This is a genomic window from Mesorhizobium sp. GbtcB19 (assembly GCF_019091085.1).
Classification (GTDB): Bacteria; Pseudomonadota; Alphaproteobacteria; order Rhizobiales; family Rhizobiaceae; genus Mesorhizobium.
On sequence record NZ_JAGXJY010000014.1, the window covers coordinates 90971 to 117074 of the forward strand.

At 62.5% G+C, this 26104-nt stretch carries 21 protein-coding genes; 8 read left to right on the top strand and 13 right to left on the bottom strand.

Annotated elements, in window-relative coordinates:
• Nucleotides 1-113: 113 nt before the first annotated feature.
• From KVT37_RS22315 to KVT37_RS22325, 3 genes are all read right to left on the bottom strand, one after another.
• Nucleotides 114-791: a winged helix-turn-helix domain-containing protein gene (locus tag KVT37_RS22315; RefSeq protein WP_126063578.1), complete on the bottom strand. Its 678-nt coding sequence runs from the start codon at nucleotides 789-791 to the stop codon at nucleotides 114-116.
• Between the two features lie 171 nt (nucleotides 792-962).
• Nucleotides 963-1748 carry a hypothetical protein gene (locus KVT37_RS22320; RefSeq protein ID WP_217577063.1) on the bottom strand — a complete coding sequence of 262 codons (786 nt, stop codon included), beginning with the start codon at nucleotides 1746-1748 and terminating at the stop codon, nucleotides 963-965.
• Between the two features lie 26 nt (nucleotides 1749-1774).
• Entirely contained in the window at nucleotides 1775-2032 is a 258-nt protein-coding gene (locus KVT37_RS22325; protein ID WP_217577065.1) for a hypothetical protein, read from the bottom strand.
• Between the two features lie 225 nt (nucleotides 2033-2257).
• On the opposite strand from KVT37_RS22325, the gene KVT37_RS22330 reads away from it, so the two are divergent.
• Complete coding sequence (locus tag KVT37_RS22330; protein ID WP_217577067.1) at nucleotides 2258-2890, top strand: isoprenylcysteine carboxylmethyltransferase family protein; 633 nt, start codon at nucleotides 2258-2260, stop codon at nucleotides 2888-2890.
• 315 nt (nucleotides 2891-3205) lie between these two features.
• Here KVT37_RS22330 and KVT37_RS22335 read toward each other — a convergent pair whose 3' ends face one another.
• Entirely contained in the window at nucleotides 3206-3421 is a 216-nt protein-coding gene (locus KVT37_RS22335; protein ID WP_217577069.1) for a hypothetical protein, read from the bottom strand.
• Nucleotides 3418-4173, bottom strand: a complete 756-nt coding sequence (locus KVT37_RS22340) for a COG4280 domain-containing protein (protein ID WP_217577071.1) — start codon at nucleotides 4171-4173, stop codon at nucleotides 3418-3420. The genes KVT37_RS22335 and KVT37_RS22340 overlap by 4 nt, the downstream gene beginning before the upstream one ends.
• Before the next feature lie 248 nt (nucleotides 4174-4421).
• Between KVT37_RS22340 and KVT37_RS22345 the strand changes: the two genes are divergently transcribed.
• Nucleotides 4422-5441, top strand: a complete 1020-nt coding sequence (locus KVT37_RS22345) for an LLM class flavin-dependent oxidoreductase (protein ID WP_217577073.1) — start codon at nucleotides 4422-4424, stop codon at nucleotides 5439-5441.
• A gap of 34 nt (nucleotides 5442-5475) precedes the next feature.
• On the opposite strand, the gene KVT37_RS22350 is transcribed toward KVT37_RS22345, so the two are convergent.
• Together KVT37_RS22350 and KVT37_RS22355 are read right to left on the bottom strand one after the other, a co-directional pair.
• Nucleotides 5476-5802, bottom strand: coding sequence for a multidrug efflux SMR transporter (locus KVT37_RS22350; protein WP_217577075.1), 327 nt, complete (start codon nucleotides 5800-5802; stop codon nucleotides 5476-5478).
• Nucleotides 5799-6443 carry an FMN-dependent NADH-azoreductase gene (locus KVT37_RS22355; protein WP_217577077.1) on the bottom strand — a complete coding sequence of 215 codons (645 nt, stop codon included), beginning with the start codon at nucleotides 6441-6443 and terminating at the stop codon, nucleotides 5799-5801. Before KVT37_RS22355 ends, KVT37_RS22350 begins: the two co-directional genes overlap by 4 nt.
• 104 nt (nucleotides 6444-6547) lie before the next feature.
• Between KVT37_RS22355 and KVT37_RS22360 the strand changes: the two genes are divergently transcribed.
• The 5 genes from KVT37_RS22360 to KVT37_RS22380 all read left to right on the top strand — a co-directional run bounded on the left by KVT37_RS22360 (nucleotide 6548) and on the right by KVT37_RS22380 (nucleotide 12231).
• Complete coding sequence (locus KVT37_RS22360; RefSeq protein WP_217577079.1) at nucleotides 6548-7402, top strand: LysR family transcriptional regulator; 855 nt, start codon at nucleotides 6548-6550, stop codon at nucleotides 7400-7402.
• Nucleotides 7403-7539: 137 nt separating this feature from the next.
• Entirely contained in the window at nucleotides 7540-8511 is a 972-nt protein-coding gene (locus KVT37_RS22365; RefSeq protein WP_127229161.1) for a sugar ABC transporter substrate-binding protein, read from the top strand.
• Between the two features lie 136 nt (nucleotides 8512-8647).
• Complete coding sequence (locus KVT37_RS22370) at nucleotides 8648-10150, top strand: sugar ABC transporter ATP-binding protein (protein ID WP_217577081.1); 1503 nt, start codon at nucleotides 8648-8650, stop codon at nucleotides 10148-10150.
• The gene (locus tag KVT37_RS22375) at nucleotides 10147-11163 is read left to right on the top strand and encodes an ABC transporter permease (RefSeq protein WP_217577083.1); all 1017 of its coding nucleotides are present in this window, start codon (nucleotides 10147-10149) and stop codon (nucleotides 11161-11163) included. The genes KVT37_RS22370 and KVT37_RS22375 overlap by 4 nt, the downstream gene beginning before the upstream one ends.
• 69 nt (nucleotides 11164-11232) lie before the next feature.
• Nucleotides 11233-12231, top strand: coding sequence for a LacI family DNA-binding transcriptional regulator (locus tag KVT37_RS22380; RefSeq protein WP_217577085.1), 999 nt, complete (start codon nucleotides 11233-11235; stop codon nucleotides 12229-12231).
• Between the two features lie 208 nt (nucleotides 12232-12439).
• Here KVT37_RS22380 and KVT37_RS22385 read toward each other — a convergent pair whose 3' ends face one another.
• Nucleotides 12440-13498 carry an ornithine cyclodeaminase gene (locus KVT37_RS22385; RefSeq protein WP_217577087.1) on the bottom strand — a complete coding sequence of 353 codons (1059 nt, stop codon included), beginning with the start codon at nucleotides 13496-13498 and terminating at the stop codon, nucleotides 12440-12442.
• A gap of 2 nt (nucleotides 13499-13500) precedes the next feature.
• Nucleotides 13501-14433, bottom strand: a complete 933-nt coding sequence (gene rocF, locus KVT37_RS22390; protein ID WP_217577088.1) for an arginase — start codon at nucleotides 14431-14433, stop codon at nucleotides 13501-13503.
• Between the two features lie 127 nt (nucleotides 14434-14560).
• On the opposite strand from rocF, the gene KVT37_RS22395 reads away from it, so the two are divergent.
• Nucleotides 14561-15001 carry an Lrp/AsnC family transcriptional regulator gene (locus tag KVT37_RS22395; RefSeq protein WP_217577090.1) on the top strand — a complete coding sequence of 147 codons (441 nt, stop codon included), beginning with the start codon at nucleotides 14561-14563 and terminating at the stop codon, nucleotides 14999-15001.
• A gap of 4 nt (nucleotides 15002-15005) precedes the next feature.
• Here KVT37_RS22395 and KVT37_RS22400 read toward each other — a convergent pair whose 3' ends face one another.
• The 4 genes from KVT37_RS22400 to KVT37_RS22415 all read right to left on the bottom strand — a co-directional run bounded on the left by KVT37_RS22400 (nucleotide 15006) and on the right by KVT37_RS22415 (nucleotide 25636).
• The gene (locus KVT37_RS22400; RefSeq protein WP_217577092.1) at nucleotides 15006-16238 is read right to left on the bottom strand and encodes a glycosyltransferase family 4 protein; all 1233 of its coding nucleotides are present in this window, start codon (nucleotides 16236-16238) and stop codon (nucleotides 15006-15008) included.
• Nucleotides 16226-17101: a hypothetical protein gene (locus KVT37_RS22405; protein ID WP_217577094.1), complete on the bottom strand. Its 876-nt coding sequence runs from the start codon at nucleotides 17099-17101 to the stop codon at nucleotides 16226-16228. The genes KVT37_RS22400 and KVT37_RS22405 overlap by 13 nt, the downstream gene beginning before the upstream one ends.
• Before the next feature lie 481 nt (nucleotides 17102-17582).
• The gene (locus KVT37_RS22410) at nucleotides 17583-24203 is read right to left on the bottom strand and encodes a hypothetical protein (RefSeq protein WP_217577096.1); all 6621 of its coding nucleotides are present in this window, start codon (nucleotides 24201-24203) and stop codon (nucleotides 17583-17585) included.
• On the bottom strand, nucleotides 24203-25636 hold the full coding sequence (locus KVT37_RS22415) for a toll/interleukin-1 receptor domain-containing protein (protein WP_217577098.1): 1434 nt from the start codon (nucleotides 25634-25636) through the stop codon (nucleotides 24203-24205). Before KVT37_RS22415 ends, KVT37_RS22410 begins: the two co-directional genes overlap by 1 nt.
• Between the last annotated feature and the right edge of the window lie 468 nt (nucleotides 25637-26104).

Here is a 26104-nt window from a genome sequence, read left to right on the forward strand (position 1 = left end):
CTGGCGACACGCGGGTCCCCGGATGGACGCCGCCCATATGTCCAACCGCGCTAAGTCCTTGGTTTTGCGCAATTCCGGACGGAAAACCGCTGCGCACTTTTCCTGGAATGGCTCTAGGCCGGAACATGCAGGCTGTAGCCGGTGTTGCGCACGGTGTGGATCAGCGGCACGTCGAACGGCCTGTCGACCTTGGCCCTTAGCCGGCTGATATGCGTCTCGACGACGCTGGTCTTGGGGTCGAAGTGAAAGTCCCAGACGCGCTCCAGAAGCATGGTGCGGGTGATGACGCGGCCTTCGCCGCGCATCAGCACTTCGAGCAGGCTGAACTCGCGCGGCTGCAGGTCGATCGGCTGGCCCTGCCTGGTCACGCGGCGCTGGATCAGGTCCATTTCGAGGTCGGCGACGCGCAAGGCCGTCTTCTGCTCCTGCGCCGCCGGCCTGCGGCCGAGCGCATGGATGCGGGCAAGCAGCTCGGAAAAGGCGAAGGGCTTGACCAGATAGTCGTCGCCGCCGGCTTCAAGGCCCTCGACGCGGTCGTCGACGCCGCCGATCGAGGTCAGGAAAATGGCCGGCGTGTGGATGCCGGCGGCGCGCACCGCCTTGATCATCGACAGGCCGTCGAGGCCGGGAACCATGCGGTCGGCGACGATCACGTCATAGGCGTTGCGGGTCGCGGCGAAGAGGCCGTCATGACCGTCGCGCAACAGATCGCAGACATGGCCGGCCTCGGTCAGCCCGCGCACGATATAGTCGGCGGTTCTTGGATCGTCTTCAACAAGCAGAAGTCGCATTGCCCGGCGCTGTCCTTGCCGCCTCAGCCTTCATGGTAGCACCGGCTGCGGCTTTTTGCTGGCTGGTTGCCTATGTCTTTGTTTTTACGCATTTCCGGACGGAAGGCCGCTACACATTTTTGCGAGAGGCGCTGCCGCCGGAAACCGCTTCATACTTTTCGGCATGATGCTCTAGTCGAGCAGGGCATGGTCGTCCTCGTCGATGATCGTTTTCAAGGTCATGTAAAGAACGATGACCACGATGGCGCCAAGGAAGGTCACGCTGGTAACGGTGGTGCCGAAGCCCATGCCGCCGTATTCGACCGGCTGCGACAGCAGGTCGCCGAAGGAGGCGCCGAACGGGCGGGTGAGGATATAGGCGAGCCAGAAGGCGAGGATGCCGTTCAAGCCGAGGAAGAACCAGGCAAGCGTGATCGCCGCGATGATGCCGCCAAAGATGAGGCCGGTGGTGAGATAGCCCATGTCGAAGCTCTCGGCGACCAGGTCGCCGGCGGCGGTGCCGAGCGAGAAGGTGAAGAGGATCGCCAGCCAGTAGAAGATCTCGCGCCTGGTGGTGAAGATGGTGTGGATCGACAGGGTCCTTTCGCTGGCGTACCAGGCGATGAAGGTCAATGCCAAGACGATCGAGAAGACGATCGTCGTCGTCTCCAGCCGCACGCCGAAATTGTCGACGAGGTTGTCGGTAACCAAAGTGCCGACGACGCTGATCAGCACGACGGCCAGCCAATAGGCCCAGGGCACGTAGCGCTTCTGCGCGAATTGCAAAACAAGCGCGACAATGAGGATGCCGCTCATGATCAAGGATGTGACGGTGAGGCCGAGGCCGAGATTGACGGCGAGATAGTCGGCCGCCGTTTCGCCCATGGTCACCGCCATGATCTTGATCAGCCAGAAATCGAGTGTGACGTCCGGGACCCTGTTCAAGTCGGCCCGGCGTTCGTAGGTTATCGTGGTCATGGCGGCTTCCACTTTCCGGTTGGCGCTTACTTGCCGAGGATTTTCATGGCCTGGGCGAAGAAGTCGTCGGCGCGCTTGTCGTCGTCGGCGTTGCAGCGCTCGATGCCCTTCGTCTCCAGTTCGGAAACCTTGTTCTTGTCAGCGTCGCTGGGCTTCGCCGTAGCTTCGGCGGCGCGAAGATCCTTCAGCGCGGTCTCGCAAGGCGTCGGAGCGGCAACGGCCGAAGCCAAGGGAGCGGCGATCGCGGTAGCGGCAATGGCGAAAGCAAGGGCAAATTTGTTCATGATCTATCCTGACGTTGTGGGCCGGCATTCGGCGCTGTTCGGGTCGCCTCAAAATTCCGTGAGGCGCTCGTGAAGCTAGGCAGGCGAACTCACCGCAGCCTGTCCGCGTGCTTACAAATTCGTAAGGTCGGCCGAAAAATTTCGCGGGGCCTCGTCATCGCGCGGTGGAAGGGCTAAAGGAGCCTTGGCGTCCCTTGTCGGCGCCGGAGCGGTGACAAAAGAAGAATGGCTTACGCATCCCTCAAATCGGCGCCCAAAGCGTTTGACCAGCACAAGCGCCTGATCGTCGTGCAGGTGGCCGCCGTGCTTGCCATCATCCTGCTCCTGTTCAGCAAGCCGGCGCTGGCCGAAGGGTCGAACGGGCACGAAGCCCTCGAGACGATCGGGTTCGTGATGGTGCTGACCTGCTTCCTCGGCCGGCTGTGGAGCATCCTCTTCGTCGGCGGCAGGAAGAATGACCAGCTGGTCGTGTCCGGCCCGTTCTCGATGACCCAGAACCCGCTCTATTTCTTCTCGACCGTCGGCGCGGCCGGCATCGGGCTGATGTTCGGCTCGGGGCTGGCGGCCGCGATGCTCGGCCTGGCAAGTTTCCTCGTCTTCCGCTTCACGGCGCGCAAGGAGGCCGAGTATCTCGCAGGCAAGTTCGGCGCCGCCCATGCGGCTTACGCCGAACGCACGCCGCGCTTCTGGCCGAACCCGCTGCTTTACCGCGACGAGGACCAGTGGATGTTTTCGACGGGCGCGCTGCGCAGGACCTTCCGCGACGGGCTCTATTTCCTGGCGCTGTTCCCGCTCATCGAGGTGGTCGAGTATTTCCGCCTCGGCGGCCACCTGCCGACGCTCTTCACGGTTTACTAGTTGCCCGGCACCGACGGCTATGTTGCCTGGCAGGCGGCATAGGTTGGGGGATTGGCCGAAACGCCCATCTCGGTCGTCATTCCATGGCGGAGCAAGGAGCGAAGCGACGCGCGCAGACCATAGAATCCATTCCGTGACGTCGAGGCGTTGCTACGGTGCAGAATTCTGCTCCGCTGCATTTCTTGGCCAAGGTCATGGAATGGGATCCTCGGGTCTCCGCGTCCGCTTCGCTCCCGCTCCGCCCGTGGATGACGGGGTTGGGAGGCTCCAGCCAATCCCCAGCGTTTGCGCTGATTCCCAATAAGTGAACGCTGATCAGCGGGCCTTGTCGCGCGCGGCGCGGCGCGCGCTCTCCAGAAGAATCGCCAGGCAGCCGACCAGAAGCAGGAAGCCGCCGATGAGCGGCGGCATTGCGATCAGCTTCACCGCCGCGGTGACCAGCGCGATCAGGATCAGCGCCAGCAGCGCCAGGCTGCCGTCGTCGACGAACATGCCGACGAGTTCCTTGAGGACGATGCGGATCATATTCATCGGGCGGCTCCTTCGGCGGCTGCCGGATATGCGCCGCGCAGCCAGCGCACGATGGCGAAGGACGCCGCGGCGATGATGGCGAAGATGGCGAGCAAGGCCAGGTCGGCGCCCGGCCATTCCGCGCCGAGGCCTTCGCCGGTCCAGAACACGCCGAAGCTGGTCAGCATCAGCCCGACGACGAATTTGAGCGCATTCTCCGGCACGCGCGCCAAAGGCCGGTGCACGGCAAGGCCGATCAGCATCACCAGCACGAAGGCGGCCAGCGCACCGAGGCTGGCATAGAGCGTCTGCCCATGCGCGGCGCCGACGGCAATGACGATGAACACCACTTCGACGCCCTCGAGCAGCACCGCCTTGAACGACGCGACGGCTGCCAGATAATCGGCGCGGCGGTCGGCGGCTTGCCGCTGCAGCGCAGCCGTCTCCTTGGAAAAGGCCTGCTCCTCGTCATGCAGCGCAATCACGCCGACGCTGCGCAGGATCGCCTTCCTCAGCCAGCGCATGCCGAACAGGATCAAGAGCACGCCGACCGCGAATTGCAGGACCGTGATGGGGACCAGCGCCAGCAGCGGTCCGAAAATGAGCACCAGCGCCGCAAGCAAAGCGAGCGCCAGGGCGGCGCCGGTCAGCGCCGGGCGCCAGCTGCGCGTCACGCCGACGGCAAGCACGATGGTGAAGGCTTCGACCACCTCGACGAAGGACGCCAGGAAGGAAGCGGTCACGGTTGAAAGAATGGGTGTCAGGTCATGCATGCGGTTTCATCCAATGCTCGGGAATCATCGGGCGGCGGGAACGATACAGCGCTGCGGCGGCGGCGAGAATGCCGGGGACGAGCCTATCTGACTTCCGCGTAGGGCGACGGCGGGAATGGGGCATTTCGAAGAACTCATTGACGGTCTGTATCCGTTCGGTGTCCGTTGTATCGCGGCACGGCCCTGGCTATCTGCTGGAGCAACAAGGAGTTCGGGCGGCCGATGGCCGCTCCAGCAGGAATGGAGCCATGAAGAAGATCGGATTTCTGTCGTTCGGGCATTGGTCGCCCTCGCCGCAATCGGGCACGCGTTCGGGCGCCGACGCGCTGCTGCAGTCGATCGACCTCGCGGTCGCGGCCGAGGAGCTCGGCGCCGACGGCGCCTATTACCGCGTCCACCATTTTGCCCGGCAGCTCGCCTCGCCGTTCCCGCTGCTGGCCGCCGCCGGCGCCAAGACCAAGCGCATCGAGCTCGGCACCGCCGTCATCGACATGCGTTACGAAAACCCGCTCTACATGGCCGAGGATGCGGGCGCGGCCGACCTGATCGCCGGCGGGCGTTTGCAGCTCGGCATCAGCCGCGGCTCGCCCGAGCAGGTCATCGATGGCTGGCGCTATTTCGGCTATGTGCCGGAAGAGGGCAAGAGCGACGCCGACATGGCGCGCCGGCATTCGGAGATTTTTCTTGACCTGTTGCGTGGCGAAGGTTTTGCCCAGCCCAATCCGCGGCCGATGTTCCCCAACCCGCCTGGACTGCTCAGGCTCGAACCCTTCTCGGCGGGCCTGCGTGACCGCATCTGGTGGGGCGCGGCCACCGACGCCACCGCGGTATGGGCAGCCAAGCTCGGCATGAACCTGCAGAGCTCGACACTGAAATTCGACGAGAGCGGCGAGCCGCTGCATGTCCAGCAAGCCAAGCAGATCAGGGCCTATCGCGCCGCCTGGAAGGAAGCCGGCCATACGCGGGAGCCGCGCGTCTCGGTCAGCCGCAGCATCTTTGCCCTCGTCAACGACATGGACCGCGCCTATTTCGGCGGCAGCGAGGGCGAGGACCATTTCGGCTATATCGAGCCGGAGAAGCGCGCCGTGTTCGGCCGCACCTATGCCGCCGAGCCGGATTTGCTGATCGAGCAGCTCAAGGAGGACGAGGCGATCGCCGAGGCCGACACGCTGCTGCTCACCGTGCCCAACCAGCTCGGCGTCGACTACAACGCCCATGTCATCGAGTCGATCCTGAAGCATGTCGCGCCGGCCATGGGCTGGCGGTGAGGGCGCGCATCGGGGAAGGCGCCACGCGCCTTCCCTACGAACTGACCTTCAACCCGACCACCCCGAGAATCGTCACCACCGCAAAAGTGAGCCGCACGGCGTCGGTGCTTTCGCCGAAGAGCAGGATGCCGGCCGCCAGGGAGCCGACGGCGCCGATGCCGGTCCACACCGCATAGGCGGTGCCGAGCGGCAGCACGGTCAGGGCTTTCGTCAAAAGCGCGATGAAGATGACCAGAAGCACGAGCGAGACAGCAGCCCAGAGAGGCTCGGTCAAACCGGCCGATTTCTTGGTCGCCAGCGCCCAGGCGACGTCGGTGATGCCCGAGACGACGAGCAGCAGCCAGGCCAGCGACGGGCTCATGCAAGCCTCCCGGCGAAATCGACGGCAAGGCCCTGCAACTCGGCTTCGGTTCGCCTGACGCCGGCCTCCATGGCTTGCGGCTGGCCGATGGTTGGCGAAACGTGGACGATTGCCGCGTCCTTCAGGCCGATGAAGGCAAGCGCGGTGCTGAGATAAGGTGTCGCCAGATCCGGCCGGCCATAGCTCGGGCCTTCGGTGAAATCGCCGGAGGTGGCCATCAGCACGGCGGTCGGCCGCGCGCGCAGCAGCGGCGAATAGCCGGTCGCGGGATTGAAGGAGAAGCTCAGGTCGGGTTGCGTCACCAGGTCGAACAAATGCTTCAGCCGGTAGGGAACGCCGAGATTCCACATCGGCGTCGAGATCAGGATCGCGTCGGCGGCGTCGAGCCGCGCCACGTAATGGCCGATCAGTTTCCAGGCCCGGGTCTGCGCATCGGTCAGTGGCGTGCCCGAAAGTTTTGCGTATTTGGCCTCGATCGCCGCGCCGTCGAAGGTCGGCAGGATCGCCGTCCAGATGTTGAAGTGGTCGATTTCGAGCTTCGGCAGGTGCTCCTTCAGCTGCGTAAGGAAATTCCCGGCGGCCTTGCTCGACCAGGAGCGGTCGGCGCGGGGCGAGGCTTCGATGTGCAGGATGCGGCTCATGTCTGTCTCCAGTCAGGCTGGTTCGTTTCCGGAGCGCGATATATGTTCGCGGTGATGCGAGCGCATCGAGCAATTCTGCTATTCTCATTCGCATGGATGCGAAGATGATCGATTATGACGACGTGCGGCTGGTGGCGGCGATCGCAGGGGCTGGTGGGGTGCGCGGCGCGCAGGCAAGGCTCGGCACGCACATCGCGACGATCTACCGGCAGCTCCGGGAGCTGGAGAAGCGCAGCGGCGGCGCGCTGTTCGAGCGCCTCGGCGATCTTCTCGTGCCGACCGGCAGGGCCGAGCCTTTCCTCGACGCGGCGGAGGAATTGCGCGACCGCCTCGCCGAAGTGGAGCGGCGCGTGGCGGCGCAGGACGATCGCCTGGTCGGGCCGCTTCATGTGACGACCGCCGACACGCTGCTCGATATCGCCTGCGCCTGCCTGAAAGCATTCGGCGATGCTCATCCCGGCATCGCTTTGTCGCTGGAGGTGAACAACAGTTTTGCCGATCTCGGCCGGCGCGAGGCCGACGTCGCCCTCCGCCCGACGCTGACGCCGCCCGAAACGCTGGTCGGCCGGCGCGTGGCGCGTTTTTCCTACGCCGTCTTTGCCAGCGATCCGTCGCCCCTGGAGGGGTGGGTCGGCTTGGGCACCGCATTGGCCGCCCTGCCGGCGGCGCAGTGGCTGAAGGCGAATGTCGCGGAGGATCAGATCAAACTGAAGGTCAACAGCCTCACCGCGGCGGCCGCGGCCGCCGAGACCGGCTGGGGCAAGGCGCTGCTGCCCGACTATCTCGGCGCGGCGCGACGGTTGTCGCGCGTGAGCGAAACCATCGAGGAACTGGCCTCGGAGCTATGGGTGCTTTACCATCCGGACCTGAAGGGCAATCCGCGCGTGCGCGCGTTCAGCGACTTTTCGGCGAAGTGGCTGCGGGCGCGGCTCAGTCCCGCTGGACAGCTTGCGGGATAGCCGAGTGGCGCCACGCCACGACCGACGACGCGCCCTCGCGGCTTACCGTCGATATTGACATCTGGTAAAATGACAATCTAGTCTGTCGCGTAATCGGTTACGTAACCGATTACGGCTCATTAAAAGTGGAGGAAAGCATGAGCAAGGTTTCAACTACCCTTGGGCTCGATCTGGGCTCGTTCTCGCGTCGTCAGTTCCTCAAGACCAGCGCGCTGGCCGCCGGCGCGCTGGCTTTGCCGCTCGGCCCGGTTCTGGCCGCCGACAAGCCGAAGGTCGGCCTGGTCATGAAGTCGCTTGCCAACGAGTTCTTCAAGCAGATGCAGGCCGGCGCGGAGGCCTATGCGGCCAAGAACAAGGACAAGTTCGATTTCGCCGCCGTCGGCATGAAGGACGAGCGCGACTTCGCCGCCCAGGTCGACGCCATCGAGAACTTCATCACCCAGAAATACAACATCATCGTCGTGGCTCCCGCCGATTCGAAGGCCATGGTGACGCCGATCGCCAAGGCGCTGAAGGCCGGCATCAAGGTCATCAACATCGACGTCGCGCTGGACGAGAAAGCCAAGAAGAAGGCCGGTGTCGATCTCGCCTTCTTCGGCCCGGACAACCGCGCCGGGGCCAAGCTTGCCGGCGACGCGCTCGGCAAGGCTCTGGGCAAGGGCGGCAAGGTCGTCATCCTGGAAGGCAATCCGGAGGCCGACAACGCCAAGCAGCGCAAGCTCGGCTTTGACGATTCGGTGAAGGAATACAAGCTGAAGCTGCTCGACTCCAAGACGGCGCATTGGGAGACCGAGGAAGCCAACACGCTGATGACCAACTTCCTCACCCAGCATCCGGATATCCAGGGCGTGATGGCGGCCAACGATTCGATGGCGCTCGGCGTCGTCAAGGCGATCGACGCGGCCGGCAAGTCGGGCAAGATCAAGGTGGTCGGCTTCGACAACATCCCGGCCGTCGGCCCGCTGATGAAGGAGGGCAAGATGCTCGCCACCGTCGAGCAGTATGGCGCGCAAATGGCGGCCATGGGCATCGACTACGGCCTGCGCGAACTCGCCGGAGAAAAATTCTCGGGCTGGGTCAAGACCGACGTCAAGCTGATCACCGCTTGAGGCGAGCAAGGGCGCCGGGACTCCCTCCGGCGCCATCCATTCGCTTGTCTCACCGTCGTCGCCGGTAAACTGCCGGCGGCGACGGCGGCGCGCTCATATCTGTTCGCGACGGAAGAGCGCCATTCAAGGTTGCTGCATGGATGATGTGATTCTTTCCCTTGAAGGGGTCGGCAAGACCTTTCCCGGCGTCGTCGCGCTGAGCGATGTCTCGCTGTCGATCGCGCATGGCGAAACCCATATCGTCCTGGGAGAGAACGGCGCCGGCAAGTCGACGCTGATCAAGCTGCTCGCCGGCATCTACCAGCCGGACTCAGGGTTGATCGCGTTCAACGGCCAGCCTTACCAGCCGAAGACCCCGCATGACGCGCAGCAGAGCGGCATCCGCATCGTGCATCAGGAACTCAACCTGTTGCCCTATCTCAGCATCGCCGAAAACCTGATGCTGGAAAACCTGCCGCGCCGCGCCTTCGGCATCGTCGACCGCAAGGCGCTGAACAGCCGCGCCGTGGCGCTGCTCAAGGAAGTCGGCCTCGATGTCGATCCGCGGACGCGGGTCGAGGCGCTCGGCGTGGCGCAGATGCAGCTGGTCGAGATCGCCAAGGCGCTGAGCTACGACTCGAAGCTTCTGGTGCTGGACGAGCCGACGGCGACGCTGACGCCGCCCGAGATCGAACGGCTGTTTTCCATCATCAAACGACTCAAGGCCCGGGGTGTCACCATCATCTACATCTCGCATCGCCTGCACGAGGTGTTCGAGATCGGCGACCGGGTGACCGTGCTGCGCAACGGCAGGCTGGTCGCAACCCGCGATCTCAAGGGCCTCGCCGTGCCCGACCTGGTGCGGATGATGATCGGCCGCGACATCGCTGACGAATACAGCTTCGACGATACGATCGTGCCGGGCAAGGTCGCGCTCAGCGTCGCCGGTCTGAAGCGCGATGCCGCGACGCCCGCCATTTCCTTCGACGTCCGCCACGGCGAGATCCTCGGCGTCGCCGGCCTGGTCGGCAGCGGCCGAACGGAGGCTATGCGCGCCCTCTTTGGCGCCGACGCAAAACTCGACGGCGTGATCGAGATCGACGGCAAGCCGGTGGCGATCACTGCCCCGAAGGACGCGGTGCGGCATGGCTTGAGCCTGCTCACCGAGGACCGCAAGGGCCAGGGTCTGCTGCTCGACCTGGCCGTCGACAAGAACATCACCATCACCGATCTCGGCAAAGTCTCGCGCAACGGGCTCATCAACCGCCGTGCCGAGGCCGCGGCAGCAAATGATCTCGTCGGCCAGTTGCGGGTCAAGGCAAGCTCGATCGAGCAGGCGGTGCGCAACCTTTCCGGCGGCAACCAGCAGAAGGTGGTGCTGGCCAAGTGGCTGTTCCGCGGCACCTCGACGCTGATCCTCGACGAGCCGACGCGTGGCGTCGACATCGGCGCGCGGCGCGAGATCTACCAGCTGCTTTGGATGTTGGCGGCGCAGCAGAAGGGCATCATCATGGTGTCGTCCGACCTGCCCGAGCTGATGGGCATGTGCCACCGCATCATCGTCTTTTCCAAAAACAGGATCGTCGGCGAGGTGCCGCGCGCCGAATTCGACCAGGAGCGCATCCTGTCGCTTGCCTATCAGGAGTATGTGCGACCATGACCGAGACGTCCGAACCGCTGGTGTCGGCGCCTGTTTCCCCCGGCCGGGCGAAATTCCTGCGCTTCCTGATCCGCGACGCCGGCGTGCTGCTGGCGCTGGTGCTGATCACATTGTTCTTCTCGGTTACGGCGCCCTATTTCGCCACCCCCGACAATGCGCTGAAGATCTTCGTGCAGATCGCCATCAACACGGTGCTGGCGGCGGGCATGACCTTCGTCATCCTGACCGGCGGCATCGACCTTTCGGTCGGCTCGGTGCTGGCGCTCTGCACCGTGGTCGGCGCCACCGTGATGATCGACGAAGACCTGTCGCCGGCTGTCGCGATCACGCTGGCGCTTCTGGCCTGCATGGCGACGGGCGCTATCTGCGGCTTCCTCAATGGCTGGATCTCGACGCGCTGGAAGATACCCTCCTTCATCGTCACGCTCGGCATGCTCAACATGGCGGCGGGCGCGGCCCGCGTCGTCAGCGACAATTCGACCATCACCGGCCTGCCGCAGAGTTTTGTCGATTTCGGCAATCTGATCATCGGCGGCTTCCTGCCGTCGATCTTCCTGGTCGCGGTTCTGGTGATCGCGGCCGGCTGGTTCGTGCTACGCTTCACCGTCTTCGGCCGCATGATCTTCGCCGTCGGCACCAATGACGAGGCGGTGCGGCTGTCGGGCCACAATCCGGATTTCTACAAGGTCGCCGCCTTCACCATCAGCGGGCTCACCGCCGGCATCGCGGCCATGGTCTATCTCTTGCGCCTCAACATCGGCAGCCCGATCGCCGGCGTCGGCTACGAGCTCAACGCCATTGCCGCCGTCATCATCGGTGGCACCAGCCTCAGCGGCGGCAAGGGCTCGATCATCGGCACGCTGGTCGGCGCCTGCATCCTGCAGGTCTTGAGCACCGGATTGCAGTTGCTCGGCGTCGGCGACAACTTCAAACCCATCGTAATCGGCCTTGTCATCGTGCTCGCGGTCATCCTAGACGCGTATCGGGAGAGGCTGTTGCGGAAGATTCGTTAGAGCAATTCCAGAAAAGTGGGTAGCGGTTTTCCGTCCGGAGTTGCGTAGAGAAAACACAGGACAAGGGCCATGACGACGATTGCCGATGTCGCACGCCACGCCGGGGTATCCGTCGCAACCGTCTCGCATGTCATGAACCATACGCGCCATGTCGAGCCGGAAACGGCCGAGCGGGTGCGGGCCGCGATCACCGCGCTGCGCTACAGCCCGAATTCGGTGGCGCGGAGTCTGCGGCGCGGCGAGACCAAGACGATCGGCCTGCTTTTGCCCGACAATTCCAACCCGTTCTTCGCCAGCGTCGCGCGGCAGATCGAGGATGCCGGTTTCGTTTCCGGCTACACAGTGATCCTGTGCAACTCCGACGGCAATGCCGAGAAGGAGGAGCGCTACCTCTCTGTGCTGATGGCCAAGCAGATCGACGGGCTGATCTTCGCCGGCTCGTCCGACCATGCGCGGGTCTTTGCCCGCCTCCTGCCCAGCGTCCCGGCAGTGTTGCTCGACCGTGAGATCCAGTCGGTCAATGTCGATTCGGTGCTGGTCGACCACGACCATGGCGGCTATCTCGCCGGCAAATATCTGGTCGGCCTCGGGCACCGGACGATCGGCGTCATCGGCGGCCCGCGCGATTCCAGCTCCAGCCCGGCCCGGCTGCGCGGCTTCGTGCGCGCGCTTGGCGAGGCAGGCATCGAGCTGCCGCCGTCCTCGATCGTCGATTCCGACTATCATTTCGCCGGCGGCCGGCTGGCGATGGAGCAATTGATGGCGCAGGCGCCCGACATCACGGCCGTGTTCGCCTGCAACGACCTGATGGCCATGGGCGCCATTACCGCGCTGCGCTCGCACGGGTCACGGGTGCCCGACGACATATCGATGGTCGGCTTCGACGACATCCCCTATGCCGTCACCACCTGGCCGCCGCTGACGACGATCGCGCAGCCGGTCGAAAAGATCGGCACAAGGGCGGTGAGCCTGCTGCTCGAGCGCCTCGGCGAGCCGGAAGCGCCCTCGCGCCGCGAGGTGCTGGCGCCGGTGCTGATCGAGCGGGAAAGCTGCGCGGCGCGGCGGTAGTGTTGTTAATCGTCGACGCTGGCGCTGCCCCCGCTCCGTCTCGGCGCTGCGCGCCGAGCCACCTCTCCCCCACTTTGTGGGGGCGAGGAAATGCCGGATCGCAGAGGCCGCGACCTTCGCAAGCTTGGTTCCTCGCCCCCGCCAAAGGCGGGGGAGAGGTGGCTCGGCGAAGCCGAGACGGAGAGGGGGAGCGCCCTATGCGATTGGCTTATGCCGCCGGCTGCATCGCGGCCCTCAGCAGCATGCCGAACAGGTCGCGCGGCTCGTCGGGATCGGCGAGCAGGTCGAGCTCCTCATAGAGGCCGGTGGCCTGCAGCTGGTCGCGGACATAGCGCAGGGCCGAAAAATCCTCAGTGGCGAAGCCGACGCTATCGAACAGCGTGATCTGCTTGGCCGTCGTGCGCCCTTGCGCCTGGCCGGTCATCACCTGCCACAGCTCGGTCACGGGATGGTCGGCGTCGAGCTGCTGGATCTCGCCCTCGATGCGCGTCTGCGGCGGGAATTCGACGAAGATGTCGGAGCGCATCAGGATGTCGCGGTGCAGCTCGGTCTTGCCGGGGCAGTCGCCGCCGACGGCGTTGATGTGAACGCCCGAACCGACCATGTTGTCGGTGAGAATGGTGGCATACTGCTTGTCGGCGGTCACCGTGGTGATGATGTCGACGCCTTCAACCGCATCCTGCCCGGTGGCGCAGATGGTGATGTCGAAACCCTTGCCGGCGAGGTTGCGGGCGCATTTTTCCGAGGCTGAACGGTCGATGTCGTAGAGCCGCAGCCGGTCGATGCCGAGCAGCGCCTTGAAGGCGATGGCCTGGAACTCCGACTGGGCGCCGTTGCCGATGATGGCCATGGCGCGCGCGCCCTTGGGCGCCAGGTATTTCGCTGCGACCGCGGAGGTGGCGGCGGTGCGCAGCGCCGTCAGGATGGTCATCTCGGTCAGCAGCATCGGGTAGCCGGAGCCGACATCGGCGAGCACGCCGAAGGCGGTCACGGTCTGGCGGCCCTCGCGCATGTTCTTCGGATGGCCGTTGACATATTTGAAGCCGTACATCTTGCCGTCGCTGGTCGGCATCAATTCGATCACGCCGTCATGGCTGTGCGAGGCGATGCGCGGCGTCTTGTCGAACAATTCCCAGCGGCGGAAATCCTCCTCGATATAGGCGGCGAGCTCGGTGAGGAAGCGCTCGACGCCGACGGTGAGCACGAGCTTCATCATGCGGTCGACGCTGACGAAGGGAACGATGGCAAGGCGCGAAGGCTGGGTCATGCTCAGAGGCTCCCGGAATGGCTGCGGGTCGGGCGGTCCATGATGCGGCGGCCCATCAGGCTGGCGGTGAGGTCGACCATCAGGGTCGCGGTGCGGCCGCGCTCGTCGAGGAACGGGTTCAGCTCCACCAGGTCGAGGCTGGAGACCAGGCCTGAGTCGGATAGCATCTCCATCACCAGATGCGCCTCACGGAAGGTGGCGCCGCCGGGCACGGTGGTGCCGACGGCCGGCGCGATCGACGGGTCGAGGAAGTCGACATCGAGGCTGACATGCAGCAGCCCGTTCTCCTTCTCGACGCGGGCCAGGAAGGCGCGCAGCAGCGGCGCAATGCCGTGTTCGTCGATGGAGCGCATGTCGTGCACGGTGACGCCGGCTTGCGTCAGCGCGCGGCGCTCGGCCGGGTCGACGCTGCGCAGGCCCATGGCACAGATGCGGGCCGGGTCGACGGCCTGCGGCAGATCGGGGAAATAGCCCTGAAAACCCGCCTGGCCGCTGGCATAGGCAAGCGGCACGCCGTGCAGATTGCCGCTGGTGGTGGTGTCGAGCGTGTGGAAATCGGGATGCGCGTCGAGCCACAGCACGAAAAGCGGCCGGTCGCGCTCGGAGGCGCGGCGCGCCACGCCGGACACAGTGCCGGCGGAGATCGAATGATCGCCGCCAAGGAAGATCGGCATGGCGTCCTTCGAAGCCGCATAGGCGGTCTCGGCGATCGCCGCGGTCCAGGCGGAAATCTCGGGCAGCGCTTTCAGCGCGAGGTTGCCATGGACGACGGCGCGGGCCTGAGCCTTCTCGACCGCGCCCCAGTCCTCGACCTCATGGCCGAGCTCGGCCAGCACCGAGACCAGCCCTGCCGTGCGCAGCGCGCTCGGCCCCATTTCGCATCCCATCCTGCCCGCGCCGTCCTGCACCGGCGCGCCGACGATTCTGCAGCGCATGATTCTTTCCCTCGTGATTATCGCGGGATTGGATCATCGCGGGCTGGCGGTTTGAACAGCGAAAATTGGCATTTCGAGAAGACTGATCTATCATATTGGATAGATGACTTGATCGAAATGGAAAGAGATGGATGCTCTCGACGAGAAGCTGGTGACGCTGCTGAGGCACGATGCGCGGCGCAGCGTCTCCGACCTTGCCATCGATCTCGGCGTGTCGCGCGCCACGGTCAGGTCGCGCATGGAGCGGCTGGAAAAATCGGGCGGGATCATCGGCTACACGGTGGTGCTGCGCGCCGACGCGGTCGACCAGAAGATACGCGGCGTGATGACGATCGAGATCGAAGGCCATGCCGCCGACCGCGTGGTCAAGGCGCTCGGCGGCCTCGCCGAGGTCTCGACCATCCACACCACCAACGGCCGCTGGGACCTGGTGGTCGAGCTCGGCACCGCCACGCTCACCGATTTCGACGCCGTGCTGCGGCGGATAAGGCTGATCCCCGGCATAACGGGCAGCGAGACCAGCCTGTTGTTGGCGACGCCGCGGACGACAAGGGCGCGGCTGGGATAACCGATTATGCCCCGCGTTTGGGGAAGATGGATTTGAAGATGTCTTTGAGGTTAGGCAGCTTGCCGGCAGGCGGCTGCACGCCGCTTTCCGGCGGAATGTCGCTTTCCGGCTGTGTCTCGCTTTCCGGCAGTTTCTGGCTTTCCGGCTGAATGTCGACAGCCGCCGGCGGGGCGAGCTTGCTTTCCAGGAAAGCGATATGCTCACGCAGCGCCTGCATGCCTTCTCTCTCGCCCCACAGCGTGTCGACCTCGCTGGCCATGCGTTCGAGATAGGGAGCGAATGAAGCCGACGCCGTTCCCGACACGCCGGATTCCAGCGCTGTCCGGTAGAGGCCTTCCAGCTGATCGCCCGCGGCCTTGAGCGTGCGTTCGCGCCGCACTTTTGCCGTTACCTCGGCCGCGTCGTCGGCGGAATAGAGAGCCACTTCCCGCCGCAGCCATGCCTCGTTGATCGGCGTCGCCCCGCTATAGTAGCGAGGCGCGAAATTCGCGAACGACCAGGTATCGAAATTCTCCGTTGTCACCAAGGCGCCGGCCTGGGTCGGCGCCAGCGTCATCACCGCGCAGCCGGTCGCCATGGCCTCCAGCGCGGATTTGCCACTCGCGAAAACCAGATCATAGTGCTGCAGCAGCATCTCCGGCCGGGACTGGGCGTTGCCGTAGGCCGCGCCGATCTTGTCCAGCTCGAGGCCGAGCGCGGCGCAGCCGGATTCCAACTGCGAGAGATCATTTGCGGCCAGGCCACTGCTCTGAAAGAGCAGCGCCCGGCGCAACTGCGCGGGCGGCACGCGGACCTCCGAGAAGCGCGTCGTGTTGACGAAGTTCGGCACGCAGGCGACGCGCCCGGGATCGAGACCGAACTCCGCGATGACGCGCCGCACCATCCAGTCGCACATCATCACGTACCAGCGGATGCGCTCGTGCATGGGCGGCTGCTCCACCCATGGTATGGCGCCGTGACAATAGTAGATGGCAGGCGTTCGCTCGAAGCGCGCCATGGCCGCCATGGCCGGAAGATGATGATGGGCGTGGATCAGATCCGGGGTCCACGGCACTTCGTCCAGGCGGGACACGGTACGCACGCCGCTCGGCCAGAGCAGCTTGGCGACGCGGCCGAGGCGGGGGCTGAAAACGGTGATTTCGTGGCCGCGCTCGGCCATTTCCCTGGCGACCTCGACGGTGACCATCTCCGATCCGTGGAAGCCGACCAGCTCGCGCTGGGTCATCAGGAGGCGCATGGCGCTTCCATCGGCTGGGGCGGAGGCGTGGCCACGATAAGGCCGGACGTGGCGGCGTCGCTGAGATAGCCGATGCCGAAAGGCAGAGCCTGAAGGTCATCTCTTTCGGCATAGGCCGCGGCCAGATCCGACTGATGATATTTGGCGAAAACCGGAATATCGGCGACGAAGCGTCCATGCAGCTCGATGTGCCATCCCCAGGCGCGCAACAGGCTGTAGGGGATGCCGCTCGGATCCTGCACCAGAAGATCGGTCCGCTCGCGCAAGAGACCGCGAAGCCGCTCGAAAGGCGCTTCGTGCAGGAGATAGCTGGCACTCTTCACGAATGTCGCCAAACGGTGCGTGGCCCCGAGGTGTCGGCTGAGCGGGCTCTCCTGCGCCCAGTGATCATCGCGAAGATCCTGCTGGAAATAGCTGAGGCGCATCGGCGCCGCCTGGTCGCCGAATAGGATGCTGACCCCTGTACCGGAGCCATCGACTGGATCGATCCGATGCAGCGGCAGCCCGGCATGGGCGATCTGCGCAATCAGCAGCGGCAGCACGCCCCCCATGCCGCTGCTCGTCAATTGCGATCGCAGATCCCTGGTGACGAAAAAGGAACGGTCGAGATAGTGCCGCAGAATCTCCGCTATGCCGGTCAACGCGAAGCCGTCCAATCCCTCCGCCGGCGGCCAGGCGCCGCAAGGTTCGGCGCCGACCAGTATGTATTCGCGAGCGTGCGGGAAAAGGTGGAGGGGGAACAGCAGGTCCGGGCCGCCGAAAGGATAGAAAACGGTTTTGGCGGTGGCCCGGCGCGCCACAAGATTGCTATCTGCCCAGAGCGCCGCCGGCTCGCCGTAGCGGCTCTCGAAACGGGCGAACAAGGCACGGATTTCCCCTGCAGGCCCGGATCCGGAGGAGGGCCGGACAAGATTCCGCAAAGGCAAGAGCGCCTCGGCCAGACCGCTGCGCGGCTCCAAATCGGTTTGCGAGCGATCAGCCTGGTACATACGGCACCTGCGCAGCGGACGCCGCCATGGTTCCCGGACCGACAACCGCGATGCACCGAGCAGCCGTTGATAATGGAGGGAAGGTGGTCATGGATCTGGGATCTGTTCAGGCGCCAAGGGTGCCTGTGTTAAGCGACAAGCGCCTTTCGGAGCCTGCCTCGCCGTTGTTAGCGTACCTCCCATACCGGTGCAATCGTGAAGTGAACCGTCACAACTCCGCCGAGCAGCCGGTCGCGTGCGTGGCGGTCCGGCGGCACGGGATAAACGAGTACCGCGAATGACGGGGGGCGCCGGCGCGACGCTGAGGACTACGCTTACACCTGTGGCAGTCTGCAGAAAGGCATGAAACCCCGGTTCACCTCGGAGGTTGGTTGACATCGGGTGGTAGTTCTATCGACGGCTCCGGCGCCCAAGCTTCCGCCTCCGCCTTTGCATAAGCGTCGTCACCAGGATCAAGCTCGATAGAATCCGCACTTGCTTGAGCTTCATCGCCCTTTGCCAGGTTGCCCAGCGCCCTCCATCGCTTTGCCTCAACCAAGAGCCGGAATTTGCGCTCCCTTGGCTCTGCCTTGATTTCCGACAGGACGTGATTGGCTTCGGGTGAACCAAGGTCCGCGGCACGCTCGGCCAGCCACGCGAGCGCATCATCGTCACGAACACCGTCGCCCAAGGAGCGGAACCCGTTATAGGCATCGACGAAGTTGTTCAAATAAACACGCTGGATATACGCCTTGTATAGTTGTTGCTGTCGGTCGGACTGCCCGGCATCTTCAATTTCACGGCCGAGATTGTTGAAAGCCACGACATAATGCCCGGCGGCCGACTTGGTCAAAAGTTCGCGCCGCTTCGCACTACTTTGTACTTTGTTGTCGAGGACACGACCAAGAAGGAAATTGAAAACGGCATCGTCCGGATGGTCATTGAGCGACTGCCGGCATGCGGTGGTCGCCTTCGCGTAGTCGATCTCCGCGAAAACGATACCAGGGCTCCTTCTCTCAGGATCCAAGGGAGACGACGCCAGACGCTCGCAGTCACTCAATGCCGAGGCTGTTGCGGGCAACCGCTGATTACGCATGCGGCCTGCGACATACGCGACCGCGTATGCAGGCGTCATCATGTAGTCGTTGTCCATGGCATTGTCCGTGCCGACCGATACGCCACCCCTGACACGCAGGCGGTCCCAGGCCGCCCCGTAGCTCAGCGCAACCATCCGGCGAGCATAGATGTCCGCCACTTGTTGATCGAACGGCTTTTCGTTCGCAGTCCCGATTCCACCGAACACGCTCAGATGGTTCAGGAGCGAGGCGTGGAGGCCCACCGTGTCATCATTCCAGAGTGGCACCCAGTCCCCTTTTTCCACATCGGCGTCGAGCTCCTCAGCCGCGCGCCTGATAGCTGAGAAGTCTGTTGGCATTTTGTCCGCAGCGTTCAAATCCAGAGCGCCCGACGCCAAAGTCCTGTTTGCCGCTTCGACCAACAGCATGAGGTCATCGTTCGACAGAGATGGGCCTTTTTTCTCCCGCTCCATAAGTTCCGAGAAGGAGACATTGAGAAGTTTCTTATATTCTGTATCAAGTGTTGCTGCCTCAGGGCTATCTTTACCAAGCCTGTCCTTACGTGACCGCGCGTGAACGGCCATCCAAAACTTCGTTGCACTTCGAGCAGTTAGAACATCAGGTCTATCGGGAAGCTTTTCCGCAAGCGCCAAACGTTGACGCAATGTTTCTTCGACTACCTGAGAGCCAGCGCCGGTATCTTGCCGCACCGTGCTGAAATTGAACGCTCTTGGCCCGAAGACAAAGCCGTCGGCTACCGCCCTCAAACTGTCCCGTCGGGCGGACGAGACATCGCTCAATGCCTGTCGGTAGATCGCGATATCGATATTGCTGTCGTCGCCCTCCGATGCCGAGAGGTCGATCGGGCTGCCGGAGTTCTCCACGAGACTCACAATGGCCAAACGCAACCTGAGCCGCGTCGGTTCGTCTTCCGAGGAAACAGATGCGATGGTGTCGATCAACTGCAGCAACTCGGTGCGGCCGGATGGCATTCCAGGCGTTACCGGGACTGTAAGCAGAATGCGCAATATCTCGGCTTGGGCGTCGGCTCTGATCTTGGGGTCGGTACTTTTGGCTCTTAGCGACAATAGATGGAGCTTAAGCAGATCGATTTCCGGACCGCCGCCTATGAGCTTAGCCAAAGACCCCAGCGACGAAACATCCTGCGCCAATCGGTCCGAAAGAGAGGTTTGGGTGCCCGCTCCGGCAGGATCGAGAGGAGGAGCCGCTCTCCACAGTGAAAACTTTGCCGCTTCCTCGCTGCGCAGGTTCGTCGGCAGAAGATGACCGAGGGCGATGCGACGATCTCTCATCAGATCCGCATCGGTATCCTGGCCGGACTCCCGGAATAGCCGCTCAGCCAGCCAGTAATGAAGGAAGGCCTTGGCCCTGCCCTCCAACAAGCTCTCGCCCGGCTGTCCCTGCTCCGAGGAATATGCGATCAGGCGATGCAAAACCGGATCCGCAGTTTCCGCGCCAGATGAAACATATTTCTGGAATTCCGGTGGTATCTTCGAGGCGTTTGTTTCCTGTTGGGATGGGTTGAACAGCCGGTTCAACAATTGCTGTCCACCATCGCCCAGAAGTGACCCGGCATCGTGAGAAGCAGCCCAGACAAGCAACATACGCAATGCCGTGCCATCTCCTGCTGTCGCCCGCCGGAGCAATTGCGAAGCTGCAAGCGGCCAAGCCGCATCGCCTTCCTGGCTGTGAGAAGAAATCAGGTTCGCCGTTGCCACCGGGACTGTCCAGGATTTGTCAACGTCCGCGCAGGATTTGACAATGTCGGCCTGCCAGGCCGCGACCGCCCTCTCGAGATCAACGGCGCAGTCGAGATAAGGCTCGGCCGTCTGCACTTTCTTTGAGCTTCGCATTGCCTTGCCGGCGAGATCGAGAAGCGCGTCTTGATCGCGCGTGGCCGACGGATCGCTGGCTGCGCTGACGGTCTCTATCAATGTTGAAGCCGGAGCTACTTCAGGCAAGCTGAAGCGAAATACTTGGTCGCCAGTAATAACTTCGATGGTTCCGTCGTCATCGGCCAAACGAACCGTCGCCGCGCTGCCGAGGGGAAGCGGGACAAATCCGGCAAAAGCAAGGGATCCGGTCTTGGTTGTGGGATCGATCTTGACGACGAAGGCGCTCGACCATTGCGGATTTGTGCTATCTCCCTTTGCACCGCCCATTTCGTCGCGAGCAAGAAGCAGCATGTTGCCATGCGTTCGCAAGAGAGTCGCTTCGGTAAGGACGCTTGTCGGGATCTCGCTCGCGATAGAATCGACCCCGACGTTGCCGATAAAAAGCCGGTCGGATTGTGTGAGGACAGCAATTTGATCTGTTCCCACAAAGGCCGCGAGCTTGGCTGCCTCTCCAGCCGGTAGACGAACCGTCGTGGTTTGCGTAAGGCCCTTGTCGGTAGCCACCAGTACCTGAATCGAACCAGAGGACTGGTCTGCAAGAGCAACGCGACCGCCGGCCGCGTCCACGGCAACCATCCGTCCAATGTCGTCTTTGACGCAATTTAGATAACCGGCTGGCTGAAGAGCGCCAGTTGGATCTATCGCGACAATCCCGATAAGCCGGCCGCCCGATACGATAGCAAAGTCGGGCTTCGACAAGCTAATCGGCTCGATGTCCTGATACGCGGGATCAGCCGTCATCAGGGCACTTATCTTGTGCAGGCAACCCTTAGAGTCTGTGAGATGAACCGTTGACCATTTGTTTTGCTGACGAAAATTGTTAATGGCCCAGTCTCCACCAGCACTGATGGAGAGTGCCATGTCGCCGGCGCCGTCTATGGCCATCTTGCTAGCATCGCCCGGATGACTGAGATCAAATTGCGCTCCCTGCAATTTTTCTCCAGATAGACCGGCGCCGATCTTCATCTCCGCCGAGTCATAGATATCGATAGTATTTTCATCGAAATCGGTCTCTACAAATCGACTGTCTGACTGTAGTATTTTCCAGTTCGCCTCATTGTCTTCAGAGATATAACTGGTGAGCGTTGCCCACCATTTGAGAACTACTGCGTTGTCTGACGGCTCAGAACTCGGCAGCGGACCAAGCTGCCATGCCGGAAACCCATCCGCGGTCATTTGGATGGTGGGACCGGTTGGATCGAACGGCTCGGTCGACGAGCTACCAAGGTTAGGGGCCAGATGTGCCGGGCCGCGGATACTGGAAGTCGACAGATCGTAGTCCGCGAGGCAAGATGTGCCATAGTAACCGAGGTGGTCGTCCGTGAAAGTGCCGGATCTGCACGCTGTTGAAGAGATGGAGAGTTGCAGTCGCAATATCCGGGGGGCAGTGGTGGGGTAGGCTCCCGCCAAACCGCCGTAGGGGACCAGCCATTTTGATGCATTGGTAGCGGGATCGTAGCGGACCAGACCTGATCCCTCGTCAGAGATCTGCAAAATCGGATTACCCGCATCGAGAGCGACGAGATTGACTTTGGCGGACTCGATGTCCAGGTCAGTGTTACCGGCAATCGACTGCAAACTCTCTCGAATACGGCCCAATGGCCATGATGGCGCAAGCCATGCGTTCTCCTTAGGGATCACGGTCAGAAAATCAGTGTCGAATTGCGAATAGATCACCGCGATACCGTCGGTTGCCTGGTCGAAAACTGCCGCCTTGACAGTACGCGGCTTGAGCCACCGTCGATCCAATACGCGCCGTGCTTCTTTGTCCCCAAAGGACCAGCGATAGAGCCGGCCCTGATCGCCCAACAGCAAGGCATGTCCGCCATCGGCCGACAGAAAGTATTCCTTCTCTTTCGACAGATTTCCGAGCCTGTCCGGGTCGAATGAGAACACCGCCTTGGTTCTTCCGGTGCGCCGGTCGACGGCGCTGATGGTGTCTTTGCCGTCGCGCTCGCTCCAAAGCGCAAAGGCAGGCTGGGCAAAGGCCTGCTCTTCCTCCGGAACGATCCGCTTCATTCTGTTGCCGCGGGGTCGCTCTTCGTCCGCGGAGATGACAAGTGCATTGCCGGCGAGTGCCTGCCAGGCGAACTTATCTTTCAGCGTCAGTGGAAGCTCATCGGCCTCCCCAAGATTTTTGGCAAATGCGGCAAGCAGATCGCCTGCTTTGGCGTAGTCGCCATTGCGTTGATATCGATCGACAGGGCTGGCGCTGTAAAGGCGAATAGCCGAGATTGTTTCTGTAAGCGTTGCCTGCAGGGTTTTCTGCGCGCTCTTAAGGTCCTCTTGTGCTTTCGTCAGTTTGCTATTTTGCTCGTCAAGCTCCTTTCTGGCGGCTTCCAATGCGACATTCTTGTCTTCGGTCGCTTTTCTGACCGCCTCCTTCTTCGCATCGGCAGCCTGTCTTTCAGCGTCCACCATGGCCTGGGCGGCCTGCCTTTCAGCTTCCTGCCTGGCATCCGTGTATCTACTGTATGCCAGGTAGCCCACCGCGCTAACGACTGCGAGGGCGATGACTGCCCGACGCAACCAGGTGTCTTTCCTCCGTTGACGATCGGCGGCCAGGCTTCGATCCAGGAATTCGAAGACAGTCTTCGGCACTGCGACGTAGCGTGCAGCCCAGCTTTCCGAGAGACCGCTGGCGCTGCGCCAGCCGGCCAATGTGTGAAGATCACGACCTTGTAGCAGCTCTCCCTTGTCCTTGCCGGCGCGTTCCGCGGCATCCGCCAAGCGCTTGAGCTCCGCCGCGTCGCGGGCCTCTTCCTCGAGCCAGGAGGTAAGATTGGTCCACTGCCGGATCAGACTTTCATGAGAAATGTCGATGATCGTGTCGTCGGTCAAAGGCGTCGGCGGGAACGGCAGCAGGAAATTGGTGCCATGGGCACGAAATGCGTCGCATATCGCAATCACGTCCTGTCGACTGACGCCCGTTACGTTGACCAACTCAGCCAGCTTCGTGGGGCGGCGCACCGCGTCGGCGACGGAGGAGCCGACGGTCAGGGCGCGAAACAGCTGTTGGATCGAGGTCGTGCGCTCCGGCCCCAGTATCGCCATGACGTCGCGCGCGTGCTGGTCGATCGCTCCCCGCAAGCCGCCGATGGCGATGTAATCCTCAAGTTTCAGCTTGATTGCTCCCCCGGCGGCCACGGCCTTTATCCAGAGCCGGTTGAGCGCATGCTGCAGCAGCGGCAGCTGGTCGGCGCGCCGGCCGATCCGATCGAGCTGAGAAGACAAATCGATATCGTGACGGTCATCCCACGGGGCAAATTCACTGAGGTCGTTCAGAATCCGACTGACGAGCGCCGGTTCGATCGAAAAATCGCAGACCTGCGCAGGGCCCTCGATTGCCTGCCGGCATTGTTCGCGATTAAGCCGGGGCGTGAGATACTGCCCGTCATTCATCGCCTCGGCCAGACCACCGAACAAGGTGCAGGCGCCGAGAAATTCGGATCGCATCGTGAGCGTGACGAAGATCGGAAGATCGCGACTTTGAGCGCTCTCGATCAGCAGCGCGACAAAGGCTTCGGCCTCCTGCTGACCTTCATAGTGCTGATAGCGGAACAGTTCTTCGAACTGATCGACCAATATGAGCAGATTTTCATTGGCCTTCAGGTGGCCTTCGCGGCACCAGGTCGCGATGGAACGCGGCCCGCGCAACAGGAACGCGCGCATCTGCTCGATTTCGGCCTGATCGCCGTTTGGCTGACATAACCCGGCCGCCAGGCTGCGCAAGGGATCGCCACCCGGGTGGATGTCAACCACGCGCCACCATGACCCTGCCTCCGGCAGCAGGCCAAGTTCCAGCCCGTCGAGAAGACCGGTCCGAACCAGCGACGACTTCCCGCTGCCCGATGCGCCCAGCACGGCCAGGAATCTCGATTTGGCAAGCCGCCGAAGCATGTCGTTGACACTGCCTTCGCGACCGAAGAAGAGATCCGTCTCGTCGCGGCGGAACGATCGCAGCCCTGGGTAAGGCAGCCGTGCCTCAGACGCGGGATCACTCATCAGTCAAGCGCCCCAAGCACCTTGCTGATCACGTCCGGGCTGTCCGGATTCTGGCCGTCGATCCAGATTATCTGCGGATCGACGATTCCAAGCTCATCCTTCTCGCGGGGCGGGTGCAGGTAGACGGCCAGCACCTTGATCGGCGCTTCGCTGCGCGACCGGCCAAGTTTGCTGACATGCCTGAGTCGAGCCCGTACCCAGGTCGGCTGCGACTGGCCAAAAACCACGACCATACCGCTGCACTCAAGAATGGTTTCCTCAAAGTCCCGTAATATATCTTCGGGCAGCCCTTTAAAAACAGGCAGGACGACGCGCCTTTTTCTGGCCTCGATACTCTCGATACTGTTGGCAAGGACTTTAGCGAGTTCAAAATCGGTTTGATCGCTATCGACAAATATAGAGGCACTGGAGGAAGGCTGGCCAGGTGGCCTGGATTTGTCCTGCTGGGCCGCGAATCGTACAATTCTGGCCTTGAATTCTTCCATCCCCGTAGCGTTCAATTCCGGTGCAACGAACAGGCGGGCATCCCTGTGCTCCTCGCGCGCCTTGCGGTCGATATCCGGGCGACACCAAAGGAAAGGTTTGAGGCCCTCGGCCTTGGCTATGTCATACTGGCTGCAAGCATAGCCCTCGGGAAGATCGGGTGGGCGACGCTCCGACCATTCGCCCAGAAGCTGTACGAACATCGATGCGCGACGACAATCCGCTGCGAATGCCTGACGGAACTCGGCTCCGCCTTGCGGATAATTGTCTTCCGAAATCACGGCAATGTCGTATTGTTCCAGGTAGCTCTTCAGCCTGCTTCTTTCGGCTTCCAGATCTCCGGTGACCTGGGCCAGAAGCACGGTCTTTCCCTCGACCGATGGAGCGGAAGATTTCGGGGTTTTGCGCCTTTCGACCGGTACCCCTGCCTGCCTGCGTAAAGCAGTCAACTCAGAGCGAAGCTTTTCGGCCAAGTCGGCGATCTTGAGGCAGAACCGTTCCTTGTCCATCTCCAAGTCGATCGGGATGGGAGCCGACGTTTCCGGAGGGCGGTACCAGAAGGGGGTCGAGATCAGCGTATCCAGCGGCGGAGTGCACTCGGCCCGATTTTCGATCGGCAGTATTTCTACAGCAAAAATCTTGCCTTCAGAATTATTTCTCTGGCTGAAAGCAGTCAATTCAGCAAGAGTCCAGTCACGTACGATATAGCTGGGGGATACAATCGGGAGGAATAAAGCGGATAACCTCGCCTTTTCCGTCAATTGCTTGAGATGCTCGTTTCCCTTAAGCGCGGAAGTGTCGAAAAATATTGAAATATCTGTGCCAAGCCGTTGCTTCAGTGCTATCTGAAGATGCTTGACAAAGCTGGAGACCCAAGGGGCATCACCCTCATTGTCATTGTGCGCATAGCTGACGAAGATATCGTATTCGAACCGATCATCGAATGCCATGGAGAAGTCGCCCCTCCTGCCCAAATTTATTGTAGCGGTTGCTTAGAAAACACACAAGACGATCCTAATTAAGCGATACCATTTACTAGGATAGTGCGTCGTGAACGGGTTCACTTGACCGCGAGCCCGATGCCTCCCCTGCCAGGGAATATGCCCGGTCACCGGGTTCAGCCGACGCGCCTTGGAAATCTTCACAGCGGTAGCAGGAGGCGTTCGGATGAATCGGGGCGCCGTCTTTCCATCGCGGCTTTCCCCCATTCTATGTGGCTGGAGCACAAATCGTGGAGACCAGCATCATGCTGAAGACGATCGCGATCGGGGCAGATCCCGGCATTGCCGGGTCTCCAGGTGCCGGCGTCGATCCATAAAATATCGAAAAACACACACGGTCCGGCGCCCGTTTCAGATTGCAATGGAGATTACGCAATCACGGCTGTGGGCGACGGCCGCCGGCGCTGGACCTCGGTC

What these genes read in the sequence shown, in the direction of transcription:
- KVT37_RS22340 (WP_217577071.1), bottom strand. Translation starts at nt 4,173, where the DNA reads ATGCATGACCTGACACCCATTCTTTCAACCGTGACCGCTTCCTTCCTG.
- KVT37_RS22385 (WP_217577087.1), bottom strand. Translation starts at nt 13,498, where the DNA reads ATGACCCAGCCTTCGCGCCTTGCCATCGTTCCCTTCGTCAGCGTCGAC.
- KVT37_RS22320 (WP_217577063.1), bottom strand. Translation starts at nt 1,748, where the DNA reads ATGACCACGATAACCTACGAACGCCGGGCCGACTTGAACAGGGTCCCG.
- KVT37_RS22355 (WP_217577077.1), bottom strand. Translation starts at nt 6,443, where the DNA reads ATGAGCCGCATCCTGCACATCGAAGCCTCGCCCCGCGCCGACCGCTCC.
- rocF (WP_217577088.1), bottom strand. Translation starts at nt 14,433, where the DNA reads ATGCGCTGCAGAATCGTCGGCGCGCCGGTGCAGGACGGCGCGGGCAGG.
- KVT37_RS22365 (WP_127229161.1), top strand. Translation starts at nt 7,540, where the DNA reads ATGAGCAAGGTTTCAACTACCCTTGGGCTCGATCTGGGCTCGTTCTCG.
- KVT37_RS22335 (WP_217577069.1), bottom strand. Translation starts at nt 3,421, where the DNA reads ATGAATATGATCCGCATCGTCCTCAAGGAACTCGTCGGCATGTTCGTC.
- KVT37_RS22330 (WP_217577067.1), top strand. Translation starts at nt 2,258, where the DNA reads ATGGCTTACGCATCCCTCAAATCGGCGCCCAAAGCGTTTGACCAGCAC.
- KVT37_RS22315 (WP_126063578.1), bottom strand. Translation starts at nt 791, where the DNA reads ATGCGACTTCTGCTTGTTGAAGACGATCCAAGAACCGCCGACTATATC.
- KVT37_RS22325 (WP_217577065.1), bottom strand. Translation starts at nt 2,032, where the DNA reads ATGAACAAATTTGCCCTTGCTTTCGCCATTGCCGCTACCGCGATCGCC.
- KVT37_RS22400 (WP_217577092.1), bottom strand. Translation starts at nt 16,238, where the DNA reads ATGCGCCTCCTGATGACCCAGCGCGAGCTGGTCGGCTTCCACGGATCG.
- KVT37_RS22345 (WP_217577073.1), top strand. Translation starts at nt 4,422, where the DNA reads ATGAAGAAGATCGGATTTCTGTCGTTCGGGCATTGGTCGCCCTCGCCG.
- KVT37_RS22360 (WP_217577079.1), top strand. Translation starts at nt 6,548, where the DNA reads ATGATCGATTATGACGACGTGCGGCTGGTGGCGGCGATCGCAGGGGCT.
- KVT37_RS22395 (WP_217577090.1), top strand. Translation starts at nt 14,561, where the DNA reads ATGGATGCTCTCGACGAGAAGCTGGTGACGCTGCTGAGGCACGATGCG.
- KVT37_RS22370 (WP_217577081.1), top strand. Translation starts at nt 8,648, where the DNA reads ATGGATGATGTGATTCTTTCCCTTGAAGGGGTCGGCAAGACCTTTCCC.
- KVT37_RS22375 (WP_217577083.1), top strand. Translation starts at nt 10,147, where the DNA reads ATGACCGAGACGTCCGAACCGCTGGTGTCGGCGCCTGTTTCCCCCGGC.
- KVT37_RS22380 (WP_217577085.1), top strand. Translation starts at nt 11,233, where the DNA reads ATGACGACGATTGCCGATGTCGCACGCCACGCCGGGGTATCCGTCGCA.
- KVT37_RS22415 (WP_217577098.1), bottom strand. Translation starts at nt 25,636, where the DNA reads ATGGCATTCGATGATCGGTTCGAATACGATATCTTCGTCAGCTATGCG.
- KVT37_RS22350 (WP_217577075.1), bottom strand. Translation starts at nt 5,802, where the DNA reads ATGAGCCCGTCGCTGGCCTGGCTGCTGCTCGTCGTCTCGGGCATCACC.
- KVT37_RS22410 (WP_217577096.1), bottom strand. Translation starts at nt 24,203, where the DNA reads ATGAGTGATCCCGCGTCTGAGGCACGGCTGCCTTACCCAGGGCTGCGA.